This is a genomic window from Aeromicrobium stalagmiti (assembly GCF_013283745.1).
Taxonomy (GTDB): domain Bacteria; phylum Actinomycetota; class Actinomycetes; order Propionibacteriales; family Nocardioidaceae; genus Aeromicrobium; species Aeromicrobium stalagmiti.
On sequence record NZ_JABSTZ010000001.1, the window covers coordinates 848,650 to 860,820 of the forward strand.

At 68.0% G+C, this 12,171-nt stretch carries 15 protein-coding genes; 6 read left to right on the forward strand and 9 right to left on the reverse strand.

Annotated elements, in window-relative coordinates:
- Positions 1 to 13 precede the first annotated feature (13 nt).
- Positions 14 to 346, forward strand: a complete 333-nt coding sequence (gene trxA, locus HQK15_RS04090) for a thioredoxin (RefSeq protein WP_173490128.1) — start codon at positions 14 to 16, stop codon at positions 344 to 346.
- 86 nt (positions 347 to 432) lie between these two features.
- Here trxA and HQK15_RS04095 read toward each other — a convergent pair whose 3' ends face one another.
- From HQK15_RS04095 to rpmH, 8 genes are all read right to left on the reverse strand, one after another.
- On the reverse strand, positions 433 to 1,323 hold the full coding sequence (locus tag HQK15_RS04095) for a ParB/RepB/Spo0J family partition protein (RefSeq protein ID WP_173490129.1): 891 nt from the start codon (positions 1,321 to 1,323) through the stop codon (positions 433 to 435).
- Positions 1,320 to 2,297: a ParA family protein gene (locus HQK15_RS04100; RefSeq protein ID WP_173490130.1), complete on the reverse strand. Its 978-nt coding sequence runs from the start codon at positions 2,295 to 2,297 to the stop codon at positions 1,320 to 1,322. The genes HQK15_RS04095 and HQK15_RS04100 overlap by 4 nt, the downstream gene beginning before the upstream one ends.
- Before the next feature lie 62 nt (positions 2,298 to 2,359).
- Positions 2,360 to 2,935, reverse strand: a complete 576-nt coding sequence (gene rsmG, locus HQK15_RS04105) for a 16S rRNA (guanine(527)-N(7))-methyltransferase RsmG (protein WP_367649056.1) — start codon at positions 2,933 to 2,935, stop codon at positions 2,360 to 2,362.
- 62 nt (positions 2,936 to 2,997) lie between these two features.
- Entirely contained in the window at positions 2,998 to 3,483 is a 486-nt protein-coding gene (locus HQK15_RS04110) for a Jag family protein (RefSeq protein WP_173490132.1), read from the reverse strand.
- Positions 3,480 to 4,547, reverse strand: a complete 1,068-nt coding sequence (gene yidC / locus HQK15_RS04115; protein WP_173490133.1) for a membrane protein insertase YidC — start codon at positions 4,545 to 4,547, stop codon at positions 3,480 to 3,482. The genes HQK15_RS04110 and yidC overlap by 4 nt, the downstream gene beginning before the upstream one ends.
- Positions 4,532 to 4,789 carry a membrane protein insertion efficiency factor YidD gene (gene yidD, locus HQK15_RS04120; RefSeq protein ID WP_173490134.1) on the reverse strand — a complete coding sequence of 86 codons (258 nt, stop codon included), beginning with the start codon at positions 4,787 to 4,789 and terminating at the stop codon, positions 4,532 to 4,534. The genes yidC and yidD overlap by 16 nt, the downstream gene beginning before the upstream one ends.
- Complete coding sequence (rnpA, locus tag HQK15_RS04125; protein ID WP_173490135.1) at positions 4,786 to 5,136, reverse strand: ribonuclease P protein component; 351 nt, start codon at positions 5,134 to 5,136, stop codon at positions 4,786 to 4,788. Before rnpA ends, yidD begins: the two co-directional genes overlap by 4 nt.
- A gap of 4 nt (positions 5,137 to 5,140) precedes the next feature.
- The gene (gene rpmH, locus HQK15_RS18415; protein WP_056210619.1) at positions 5,141 to 5,278 is read right to left on the reverse strand and encodes a 50S ribosomal protein L34; all 138 of its coding nucleotides are present in this window, start codon (positions 5,276 to 5,278) and stop codon (positions 5,141 to 5,143) included.
- Between the two features lie 375 nt (positions 5,279 to 5,653).
- Here rpmH and dnaA point away from each other — a divergent pair, with 375 nt between their 5' ends.
- The 5 genes from dnaA to HQK15_RS04155 all read left to right on the forward strand — a co-directional run bounded on the left by dnaA (position 5,654) and on the right by HQK15_RS04155 (position 11,208).
- Positions 5,654 to 7,132, forward strand: a complete 1,479-nt coding sequence (gene dnaA, locus HQK15_RS04135) for a chromosomal replication initiator protein DnaA (protein WP_173490136.1) — start codon at positions 5,654 to 5,656, stop codon at positions 7,130 to 7,132.
- A gap of 385 nt (positions 7,133 to 7,517) precedes the next feature.
- Positions 7,518 to 8,660, forward strand: a complete 1,143-nt coding sequence (gene dnaN / locus HQK15_RS04140; protein WP_173490137.1) for a DNA polymerase III subunit beta — start codon at positions 7,518 to 7,520, stop codon at positions 8,658 to 8,660.
- A 22-nt stretch (positions 8,661 to 8,682) separates the two neighbouring features.
- Positions 8,683 to 9,588 carry a phosphogluconate dehydrogenase (NAD(+)-dependent, decarboxylating) gene (gnd, locus tag HQK15_RS04145; protein WP_173490138.1) on the forward strand — a complete coding sequence of 302 codons (906 nt, stop codon included), beginning with the start codon at positions 8,683 to 8,685 and terminating at the stop codon, positions 9,586 to 9,588.
- Between the two features lie 20 nt (positions 9,589 to 9,608).
- Positions 9,609 to 10,733, forward strand: a complete 1,125-nt coding sequence (gene recF, locus HQK15_RS04150; RefSeq protein WP_173490139.1) for a DNA replication/repair protein RecF — start codon at positions 9,609 to 9,611, stop codon at positions 10,731 to 10,733.
- Positions 10,726 to 11,208, forward strand: coding sequence for a DciA family protein (locus HQK15_RS04155; RefSeq protein ID WP_173490140.1), 483 nt, complete (start codon positions 10,726 to 10,728; stop codon positions 11,206 to 11,208). The genes recF and HQK15_RS04155 overlap by 8 nt, the downstream gene beginning before the upstream one ends.
- Before the next feature lie 3 nt (positions 11,209 to 11,211).
- On the opposite strand, the gene HQK15_RS04160 is transcribed toward HQK15_RS04155, so the two are convergent.
- Positions 11,212 to 12,012 (reverse strand): phosphatase PAP2 family protein, encoded by an 801-nt coding sequence (locus tag HQK15_RS04160; RefSeq protein ID WP_173490141.1) that lies wholly within the window; start codon positions 12,010 to 12,012, stop codon positions 11,212 to 11,214.
- Positions 12,013 to 12,171 lie beyond the last annotated feature (159 nt).

A 12,171-nucleotide genomic window follows, 5' to 3' on the forward strand; every position in this document is an offset into this window, starting at 1 on the left:
CAAGGAGCAACTCATGGCCGAATCCACACTCGCCGCCGTCACCGACGCCGACTTCGAGCAGCTCGTGCTCAACGCCGACGGACCGGTTCTCGTCGACTTCTGGGCCAGCTGGTGCGCCCCGTGCCGCCAGCTCGCCCCCATCCTGGAGGAGATCGCCACCGAGAAGGGCGAGAAGCTCACGATCCTCAAGATGGACGCCGACGCCAACCCCGTCACTCCCGCGCAGTACCGGGTGACCGGCCTGCCGACGATGAACCTGTATTACAAGGGCGAGGTCGTCCGCTCCATCGTGGGCGTCCGCCCCAAGAGCGCGATCCTCAACGAGCTCGAGGAGCACACCGCCTAGCTCGCACCGCTGCACGAAGAAGCCCGGCCACCACACGGTGAGCCGGGCTTCTCCATGTCAATATGCCAATTTATCGACAAATTGCTTCATGGCTTCTTCGGGTCCATCATCTCGATGATGCGCTCGAGGTCCTCAAGCGTCGCGAACTCCACGGTGATTTTGCCCTTCGAGCGACCGAGGTCGACCTTCACGCGGGTGTCGTATCGCTCCGACAGGCGGGCGGCCAGATCGGCCAGCCGAGGTGCGGAGACCTTGGGGGTCTGGCGGGTCTGGGTCCGCTTGGCGGCGTCGGGGCCGACCGTGACGATCTCCTCCAGGGCCCGCACGGACAGTCCCTCGGCGACGACCCGGGTGGCGAGGCGATCCTGGATCTCGGGGTTGGCGACGCTCACCAGGGCACGGGCATGCCCGGCCGAGAGCACCCCGGCGGCGACGCGGCGCTGCACCGTCGGCGTGAGCTTGAGCAGCCGCAGGGTGTTGCTGATCTGCGGACGTGACCGGCCGATCCGGTCGGCCAGCTCCTCGTGCGTGCAGCCGAAGTCCTCGAGCAGCTGCTGGTAGGCCGACGCCTCTTCCAGCGGGTTGAGCTGTGAGCGGTGCAGGTTCTCCAGCAGGGCGTCACGCAGCAGGTCCTCGTCGGACGTGTCGCGGACGATGGCGCCGATGGTCTCGAGACCCGCCTTGCCGCTGGCGCGCCAACGCCGCTCGCCCATGATGAGCTCGTAGCGGTCCTTGGCGACCTCGCGCACGACGACCGGCTGGAGCAGGCCCACCTCCTTGATGGAGTGGACCAGCTCGGCCATGTGGTCCTCGTCGAACACCTGGCGTGGCTGCCGAGGGTTGGCGACGATCTGGTCGAGCGGGATCTCGGCAAACCGAGCACCCTCGATCTCCTTGAGGCCCGACGCCTCGGCGTCGGCCGTGCTCGACGGGATGAGGGACTCGAGCCCACGCCCCAGTCCGCGGCGTGTGCTCATCGTGACTCCCCCTCTGTGGTGACGGCGCCGGCCATCGCGATCTCGCGGGCGGCCTCCAGGTAGGACAGCGCCCCCGAGGACGTGCTGTCGTAGGTGATGACGGACTGCTGATAGCTGGGCGCCTCCGAGATGCGCACCGACCTCGGTATCGCCGTGCCGATGACCTTGTCGGTGAAGTGGTTGCGGACCTCGTCCGCGACTCCGGCCGACAGCCGTGTGCGCGCGTCGTACATCGTCAGCAGGATCGTCGTGATCTCGAGCTTCGGGTTGAGGTGCGCCCGGATGAGCTCGATGTTGCGGACCAGCTGGCCCAGACCCTCCAGCGCGTAGTACTCGCACTGGATCGGGATGAGGACCTCGCGACCGGCGACCATCGCGTTGACGGTCAGCAGACCCAACGACGGCGGACAGTCGATCAGCACGTAGTCGATGCGGTCGCCCGCCTGCTCACAGTCCTTGAGGTACGCCTGCAGGGCGCGGTCGAGCCGCGACTCCCGGGCGACCAACGACACCAGCTCGATCTCGGCACCGGCGAGGTCGATCGACGCCGGCAGCACCGTGAGCCCGGCGATGTCCGGGCACGGCTTCACCAGCTCGTCCAGATCTGTGCCGTCCACGATCGCCTCGTACACCCCCGGTGTCCCCTCGCTGTGGGGGATGTTGAGGGCGGTCGACGCATTGCCCTGCGGATCGAGGTCGACCACGAGGACTCGCAGGCCCTTGATCGCGAGCGCCGCAGCGACGTTGACGGTGGTCGTGGTCTTGCCGACTCCACCCTTCTGGTTGGCGACGACGAACACCCGCGTGTGCTGCGGGCGATCGAAGCGCGACACGGCGGTGGCACGCTGCAGGAGCGACACGTGCTCCTGGGCAGCGGCGGCGAGCGGGGTGGAGTCGTCGTTCGACGGCACCGGCACGCTGTAGGCGGAGGCCGCCGTCGGCGCGGTCGGCCGCCGTTCGGGCTGTTCGCTCATGCTGTCCCCTTGGACTCGGGTGCGTGGTGGTCTCGAAGGAAGCTGTTTCACGTGAAACATGCTCACTTGGTGATCTCGACGACGGTCGTCGGAACGTCCCCGTTGTCGTACGACGTCACCACGATAGAGGTCGCCCCGAGGCGATGGAGGGTCGCGGTCGCTGCCGACACCTCGTCAGCGGCCGAGCGGCCCTTCATGGCCAGCAGCACTCCCCCCGGGCGGACCAACGGCATGCACCAGCGGCCCAGCTTGTCGAGGCCGGCGACCGCGCGTGCCGTCACGACGTCATAGGTCTGGTGGACGTCCTCGGCCCTCGATCGCAGCACGTCGACGTTGTCGAGTCCCAACGTCTCGACGACCTCCTCGAGGAAGCTGGTCCGGCGCAGCAGTGGCTCGATGAGCGTCATGTGGATGTCGGGGCGAGCGATGGCCCACACGAGTCCGGGGAGTCCCGCCCCCGTGCCGACGTCAGCCACCGTCACACCATCGCCCAGACGCGGAACCACGACAGCCGAGTTCATGACGTGCCGGTCCCAGATCCGGGGAACCTCACGCGGCCCGATCAGACCTCGGACCACACCATCGGTGGCCAGGATCTCGGCGTACTGCTCGGCGAGCGGGAGGCGAGAAGCGAACACCCCCGCCGCGTGCGGCGGGGGTGTTTCACGTGAAACATCGGGGGTCTCCGACATCGGCAGTACTACTCCCCAGCCTCGTCGGCGCCGGCGCCGTGCACCACGACGTACCGATGAGGCTCTGCACCGTCCGACGAGCTGGCCAGGCCGGCAGCGGCGACGGCGTCGTGCACGACCTTGCGCTCGAACGGGTTCATCGGGTCGAGTGAGACCGAAGCCTCACCGGCCTGCACCTTGGCGATCGCCTCACCGGCGATGCCCACGAGCTCGGCCTTGCGCGCCGCGCGGTAGCCCGCGACGTCGAGCATGAGGCGGCTACGCTCACCCGTCTCGCGGTAGACCGCCAGACGCGTCAGCTCCTGCAGTGCGTCGAGCACCTCGCCGTCGCGCCCCACGAGGTGGTCGAGGTTGCCACCGACGACGGCCACTGCGGCGCGGTCGCCGTCGACGTCCATGTCGATGTCGCCGTCGAGGTCGGCGATGTCGAGCAGCCCTTCCAGGAAGTCAGCGGCGATGTCGCCCTCGTTCTCGAGCTTCGATGCGTCACTCATGAGTTCCCATCCTTCGGGGGGTTCGCGGTCTTCTCAGGGTTCTTGGCGGTGATGTCCGGCTTCTTCTTCGGCTGCTGCGGCGAGGTCTTCTGTCCACCGCGCTGCTTGGGAGCCGGCTTGGCCGGGACGGCCTTCTTGCGCTGCGCCCGCGGCTGGTTCTTGGGCTGGGCGCGGGGAGCGGGCTTGGGCTGCTCCACCTCGACGGCCTTCAGTGGATCCTCCGTGACGGTCTTGCCGTGCTTCTTGTCGCGATCCTGCTTGGCCTTGAACGCCGGTGTGCCGGGTGCAGGGTTGTTGCGGATGACGTAGAACTGCTGACCCATGGTCCAGAAGTTCGACGTGGTCCAGTAGAAGAGCACACCGAGCGGGAACGCCACGCCGCCCACGGCGAACACCACCGGGAGGATGTAGAGCAGCATCTTCTGCTGCTGCGCGTACTGACCCGTCATGGCGTCGGCCGGCATGTTCTTGCTCATCAGCTGGCGCTGCGTCGTGAACTGCGTGATGCACATGATCACGACGAGCGACATCGTGATGATCTTGGTCTCGATGTCGCTGCTGCTGACGAACGTGTCGGCGATCCGCGCGCCCAGGAGCACGGCGTTCTTGAGCGACTCGGCATCACCACCGTCGAGGAAGCCGCGTGCGCCCTCGGCACCGTTCTTGGCGGCCTGGTCGATCACGCGGAACAGCGCGAAGAAGATCGGCATCTGCAGGATCAGCGGGAGGCACGAGGCGAACGGGTTGGTGCCCGTCTCCTTCCAGAGCTTCATCTGCTCCTGGGTCAGGCGCTCACGGTCGTGCTTGTACTTCTGCTGCAGCGCCTTGATCTGCGGCTGGAGCAGCTGCATGTTGCGGCTCGACTTGATCTGCTTGACGAACAGCGGGATCAGCAGCGTACGGATCGTCACGGTCAGGCCGACGATGGACAGACCCCACGTCCAGCCCGAGTCCTCGGGCAGCACGGTCGCGAAGATGCGGTGCCAGACCAGCAGGATGCCTGAGACGGCGTAGTACAGCGGCGTCATGATGGCGCCGCCGATGTCGCCTAGGAAGCCGAACATTGTTCTCCTCTGTGCTTATCACGTGTCGGTGACTGCGGAACCGGGTCGTAGCCGCCCGCGCTCCAAGGGTGGCATCGCAGCACGCGACGACCAGCGAGCCAGGTCCCGCGCAGCGCACCATGAGTCTCCACGGCCTGCAAAGCGTAGGCCGAACAGGTCGGGTGGTAGCGGCACACCTGGCCGTACAACGGGCTGATGGCGAAGCGATACGCCTTCAGCAACCAGATCAGGACGGTCTTCACCGCACACCCGCGCGGGCCAGGGCTGCGTCGAGGTGGGCGGCCAGCGTCGCCGAGTCAGCCCCGTGGGACGCAGGAAGCGCCCTGACCACGACGCGTGAACCGTCGGGCAGGGCGCTCAGCCGATCGCGCATCAGGTGTCGCAGCTGCCGCTTCACGCGGTTGCGCTCCACCGCCCCGCCGACCGCCTTGCTCACGACGAAACCGACGGACGTGTGCCCGCCGGTTCCCGGAACGCGTGATCTGAGCAGGACGTGGGTGACGACCGTGGGCTGTGCACCTTTGGCACCACGACGAATCGTGTGCCGGAAATCCTGCCCGCTGCGCATGCGTTGACTGCGCGCGAGCAACGGATCAGGCTGACAGCTTGGCGCGACCCTTGCGGCGGCGGTCCGCGAGGATCGCGCGGCCGGCGCGGGTGCGCATGCGGAGGCGGAAGCCGTGCTTCTTGGCGCGACGACGGTTGTTCGGCTGAAAAGTACGCTTGCTCACGATGCTGTCCTTAAGTGACGAAGTCTCACGGTTCTCGGATCGGCCGGTCGACGGCCACCGCTCGCCCACGAGCACGAAGACTCGTGTCATGGGCACGCGGCAGAAGTCGTTCTGGGACGACTAGGCAACGGTACGGGGGTGCCACACGGCGGTCAAACTGACCCTCCTACGCCTCCACGGACCTGAGGTCCAGACGACACGCCGCAGCAGTGGTCGCGGGCTGGGGAATTTCGCTTGTATGCCTCTCGCAACGCTGCTAGCGTCACCGCGGTATTGACTTTTCCACAAGGCTGCCTCAACTCTCGAGTTCGCATTCACACCATGTGGAAAACGCTGTGAACAATTGAGATGCAGGGACGTGTCGGGAGGCATTGGATGAGTGACGGCCTGGAAGCCAGCCCAGAGGAACACCTCGCGGAGATCTGGCAGCGGGCGGTCGACACCCTCTCGCCCGGCGCGAAGGTCTGGGTCTACTCGGCCAAGCCGCTGACGCTGCACAACAACATCTTGATCGTGGCGGTGCAGGACGACCTCACCCGAGCGCAGCTGGAGTCGCGCGTGCGGCCTGCGCTCGAGCACGCGATCAGCATGGCGCTGCAGCAGGAGACCCGGCTGGTCGTCACGATCGAGCCCGGCCTCGCCGACGCGATGTTGAGTCAACAAGACGACATGTCGACAAAGGGACCTGTGTCGTACGGGCAGGACACCTACAGCCAGGACAGCGATCTCGACGACGACGAGGACGACGACCGCGACGAGTTCGTGCCGAGCTGGGCCGAGCGCAAGACCAGCCCGCCCCGCATCGGCACCGTCGCCGAGGCGCGGCTCAACCCGCGCTACCTGTTCGAGAACTTCGTCATCGGCTCCTCCAACCGCTTCGCGCACGCCGCTGCCGTCGCCGTCGCCGAGGCGCCGGGCAAGGCCTACAACCCGTTGGTCATCCACGGCGAGTCGGGACTGGGCAAGACCCACCTGCTCCACGCCATCGGCCACTACGTCCTCAACCTCTATCCCTCCTCGCGCGTCCGCTACGTCAACAGCGAGGAGTTCACCAACGACGTCATCAACGCGATCCGTGAGAACCGGACTGCGGCGTTGAAGCGCAAGTACCGCGAGATCGACGTCCTCCTGGTCGACGACATCCAGTTCTTGGAGGGCAAGGAGTCGACGCAGACGGAGTTCTTCCACACGTTCAACGCGCTGCACAACGAGAACAAGCAGATCGTGATGACGTCGGACCGTCCCCCCAAGAACCTCACGACGCTCGAGGACCGGCTGCGCAACCGCTTCGAGTGGGGCCTGACGACCGACGTCCAGCCGCCTGACCTCGAGACCCGCATCGCGATCCTGCGCAAGAAGGCGGCCAACGAGAAGCTCACCGCTCCGGCCGACGTGCTCGAGTTCATCGCGAGCAAGGTGCAGACCAACATCCGTGAGCTCGAGGGTGCGCTGATCCGCGCCACTGCGTTCGCCAACCTCAACGGCACGACGGTCGACCTGCAGCTGGCGCAGATCGTGCTCAAGGACCTCATCGCCGAGGGCGAGGAGCCCGATATCACGGCCGGCATGATCATGGCGCAGACCGCGGCCTACTCCGAGTTCTCGATCGACGACCTGTGCAGCACCAACCGCAGCCGCAACCTGGTCCTCGCCCGCCAGATCGCGATGTACCTGTGCCGCGAGCTCACCGACATGTCGCTGCCCAAGATCGGCCAGGAGTTCGGCAACCGCGACCACACCACGGTGATGCACGCCGACCGCAAGATCCGCAAGCTCATGGCCGAGAAGCACGCCGTCTACAACCAGGTCACCGAGCTGACCGCTCGCATCAAGCAGCAGGCACGTCAGTCATGACCCGTGGATGGCCACATCAGGCCATTCACACCTGGGGACGACACTGTGGGAAACCACACCCGTCACGTGGACATCGGCCGCCACGGTGTGAACACGATGTGAACGGGCAGAGCCGGTCCACAAGAACGTGTAGTTTCACCGGCCCGCGCCGCACAGCTTGTCCACCGACACTTTCACCGGCGGCAGAGCACGAACCGCGGTTGTCCACCGAATCCACAGACGCTACTACGACTACTACTCTTCTATACTTCGAAAACTCCAGCGGAAGTCACATCCGTCCCTGTGTGTGGACGACGAGATACGAGCTTCCCCTGGCTACCTCACGCCACTCCTGCCGTGGCAGGATTCATCACGACGGCTCCCGTCCTCGGAAAGGCACCAACACGTGAAGTTCCGCATCGAGCGCGACACCCTCACCGACGCTGTCGCGTGGACCGCGCGAAGCCTGCCCAACCGTCCAAGCGTCCCGGTCCTCGCCGGACTCCTGATCGAGACGGCGGCCGACGGACTCACCCTCTCCGGCTTCGACTACGAGACCTCCACCCGCGCGACGCTGCCCGCAGAGGTCAGCGCCGACGGACGAGCACTCGTCTCGGGCCGTCTGCTCGCCGAGATCGTCAAGTCCCTGCCGGCCAAGCCGGTCGATGTGTCGCTCGAGGGCACCAAGGTGCAGGTCGTGTGCGGCAGCGCCCGCTTCAGCCTGCAGACCATGCCGGTCGAGGAGTACCCGCAGCTGCCGGAAATGCCGACCGCGTCCGGAACGGTCAAGTCCGAGGACTTCTCCACCGCCGTCGCCCAGGCCAGCGCCGCCGCGGGCCGCGACGAGATGCTGCCGCTGCTGACCGGCGTCCGCCTCGAGCTCGAGGGATCGACGATCTCGCTCATGGCGACCGACCGCTTCCGGGCGAGCCTGCGCGACCTGCAGTGGTACCCCGAGGCGAGCGACCTCTCGGCCAACGCCCTCGTGCCGGCGCGTGTGCTCAACGAGACTGCCCGGTCGCTCACCGGAGGCGGCGACGTCACGATCGCGGTGTCGTCCGGCGAGTCGGGCGACGGGCTCATCGGCTTCGAGGGCGTCGTCGGCAACGGCACCCGTCGCACCACCACGCGTCTGCTCGAGGGCGACTTCCCGCGGGTCCGCCAGCTGTTCCAGGCGGCAGCCGAGACCGTCGCCTACGTCGAGACCCAGGCCTTCGTCGACTCGGTCAAGCGCGTGGCCCTGGTCGCCGAGCGCAACACCCCGGTCCGTCTGACGTTCTCCGAGGGGCAGCTGCTGCTCGAGGCGGGCAGCGGCGACGAGGCCCAGGCCTCGGAGTCGATCGAGGCGACGATCAACGGCGCCGACATCTCGATCGGCTTCAACCCCACCTACCTTCTCGAGGGACTCGCGGTCATGTCCGACCCGGTCGTGCACCTGTCCTTCACCCAACACACCAAGCCTGCGGCGATCTCGGGTGTCCAGGAGATCGGGGCCGACCCAGACGTCGCGTTCCGCTACCTGATCATGCCGGTCCGCCTGCAGAGCTGACATCGATCGCAGGGAGCGCTCCATGGACATCGGACTCGTCGGACTGGGCAAGATGGGCGGCAACATGCGCACGCGCATGCGCAACGGCGGGGTGACCGTCGTCGGCTACGACCGCAACCCCGACGTCTCCGACGTCGGATCGCTCGCCGAGCTCGTCGACCAGCTGCCCTCGCCCAAGGTCGTGTGGGTCATGGTCCCGGCCGGTGACATCACCCGGTCGACGGTCGAGGAGCTCATCGACCTGCTCGACGCGGGCGACGTCATCGTCGACGGCGGCAACTCCCGCTGGACCGACGACGAGAAGCACGCGGCCCTCGCGGCCGAGAAGAGCATCGGCTACATCGACTGCGGCGTGAGCGGCGGCGTCTGGGGACTCGAGAACGGCTACGCGCTCATGGCCGGCGGCAGCGCAGACGACATCGCGAAGGTGCAGCCGGCGTTCGACGCCCTGCGCCCCGAGGGCGAGTCGGGCTTCGTCCACGCGGGCCGCGTCGGCGCCGGACACTTCTCCAAGATGGTCCACAACGGCATCGAGTACGCGATGATGCAGGCCTACGCCGAGGGCTACGAGCTGCTCGAGAAGGTCGACATGGTCGACAACGTCACGGCCGTCTTCGACTCGTGGCGCGAGGGCACCGTCGTCCGCTCGTGGCTGCTCGACCTGCTGGTCAAGGCGCTCGAGGAGGATCCCGGCCTGTCCAAGATCCGCGGCTACGCCGAGGACTCCGGCGAGGGACGCTGGACCGTCGAGGCCGCGATCGACAACGCCGTGCCGATGCACACCATCGCCGCCTCGCTGTTCGCCCGCTTCACCTCGCGCCAGGACGAGTCGCCGGCCATGCAGGCCGTCGCCGCGATGCGCAACCAGTTCGGCGGCCACGCGGTGCAGGCTGCGGCCGAGGCGGGTCACGACCCCCGGGACGCCTGACCCTTGAAGGTGGCACGAACGTGCACGTCAGCAAGCTGACCCTGCACGACTTCCGGTCGTACGCCGACGTCGAGATCGTCCTCGAGCCCGGCGCGACCGCCTTCGTCGGCTCGAACGGCCAGGGCAAGACCAACCTGGTCGAGGCGATCGACTACCTCTCGCGACTCGACTCGCACCGGGTGTCGGGTGACGCGCCGCTGGTGCGGGCCGGCGCCGAGCAGGCGATCGTGCGCGCCGACGTCGTCAAGGGGGGTCGTACCGCGCTGCTCGAGCTGGAGATCACCCCGGGCAAGGCGAATCGGGCTCGCATCAACCGGGGCGCGCTGCCACGCACCCGCGATCTCGTCGGGGTGCTGCGCACCGTGATGTTCTCGCCCGAGGACCTCGCGCTGGTCAAGGGCGATCCGTCAGACCGCCGACGCTTCCTCGACTCGCTGCTGGTGCTGCGGACACCGCGCCTCGGTGGCGTGAAGGCCGACTACGACCGGGTGCTCAAGCAGCGCAACACGCTGCTGAAGTCGGCGCGCGGTCGCCGCAACGTCGAGATCGCGACCCTCGACATCTGGGACGAGAACCTTGCCCGCACGGGCGCGGAGCTGGTGGCGGCCCGGCTGCTGCTGCTCGACGCCCTGGCTCCCCACCTCACGGACGCCTACCGGCGGGTCGCCGCCGAATCGGCGCCGGACCGGCGCGACGTCACCGCGCTCTACCGACCGTCGCTCGAGCTCGACCCCGACCTGCGTGACCAGCAGGCGATCGAGCAGCACCTGCTCGAGGAGATCGCCCGCCGCCGGGGGGATGAGATCGACCGCGGCATCAGCCTGGTCGGGCCCCACCGCGACGAGGTGGTCCTCACGATCGGCGAGCTGCCGGCGAAGGGATATGCCAGCCACGGCGAGTCGTGGTCCTACGCGCTGGCGCTCAAGCTGGCGTCGTTCGAGCTGTTGCGCGACGATGATGACGACCCCGTGCTGATCCTCGACGACGTCTTCGCCGAGCTCGACCAGGGTCGCCGGCAACAGCTCGCCGAGCTCGTCGGCGATGCTGAGCAGGTGCTCGTCACCGCCGCGGTCGCCGACGACGTGCCCGAGGCGCTGAAGGGTCACCGGTTCCGCGTGGCAGGAGGGGAGGTCACCCGTGGGTGACGACGACGAGCTCGACCTCGCGCGGCAGATCGCCAACTCCTACCGGGGCAAGGGCACGCCCGGCGCTGTCGGCCCGCGCAAGCGAGCACGCCCGGTCAAGCCCGCGCGCGCCAAGAACGAGGATCCGTCGACGATCGCCGACCTGCTCGGCGAGGTCGTCCGCAACCAGGGGTGGACCGAGAAGCTCGACGACCAGCGGATCTTCACCGACTGGGCGAGGATCGTCGGTCCCGAGGTCGCGCAGCACGCACAGATCGAGGGCTTCGAGGACGCCGTGGTCCACGTCCGTGCCAGCTCGACCGCGTGGGCGACGCAGCTGAAGCTGCTCGCTCCGCGTATCGTCGCCAAGCTCAACGAGGAGCTGGGTCAGGGATCGGTGCTGCGCATCGAGGCGCGCGGGCCGCAGGCTCCGTCGTGGAAGAAGGGGCCCCGCTCGATCCGCGGTGCCCGGGGGCCTCGCGACACCTACGGGTAGTCGTCACTCCGCGGGGGAGACGGCCGAGCAGGCGAGGACGAACAGCGCGGTCGCGGCGGTGACCCCGCCCAGGACCAGACCGGCCTGCAGGAAGCCGTCCCACCCCAGCACCGGGCGCACCCCGACGGCGACGAGGAAGGCCAGCGCACCGGCACATCCGACGACGGCCCCGGCGAACGTTCCGGCGACCGACTGTCCGGGGCCGTGGATGAAGAGGGCCACGACCGCCGTCCAGACCAGGCTCACCGCGAGCGCGGCGACGACGTCGGACGGGCGGTGCCAGCCGGCGACCACGGTCGACGCGCCGGTGAGGGTCGTGGCGAACCCGCCCGCGGCGGCGAGGATCGGCCGGGTGACCCGGGGTGCCACCAGCAGCGCCGCGCCGACCGAGCTGGCGACGACCGTGGTGTGCCCGCTCGGCAGGCTGTTGAGCGTGCCGAGCCCCAGCCCGAGGTCGGGCCGTTCGAGCAGCGAGTGCTTGAGCAGCTGGGTGGTGATGTTGGCGCCACCGATCACGGCGACGGCCGCGAGAGCCAGGTGCGCCCGTCCTCGCAGGAAGGCGACGACGCCGCACCCCGCCACCACGATGACGATGGCACCGATCGACACGTAGCCGAGGACGCTGAGCACGGTGAGCTGGGTGTCGCGCCCGCCGACGACGGTCGTCATGGCCGACTGGTCCCAGTCCTGACCGCGGGTCGTGTGCAGCGCGACCTGCACCAGGACCGCCAGGGTGAGGGCACCGGCGAGTGCCGCGGCGACCGCGGAAGACGCGGTGTCACGAGCTGTCGTCAGGGTGGTCATCCCTCTACGATGCCCGACAGGTCCCAACCTGACGAGTCCCGGGCCGTCATCTGCCGCTGGGCGAATTCGCAGGGGTTTCGCCCTACAGGATCTTGGGACCGGGTCTGCGACGACGTGCAGACCGCCGTTCTGTGCCTCTCAAGGGCACCTGCGCCCCGC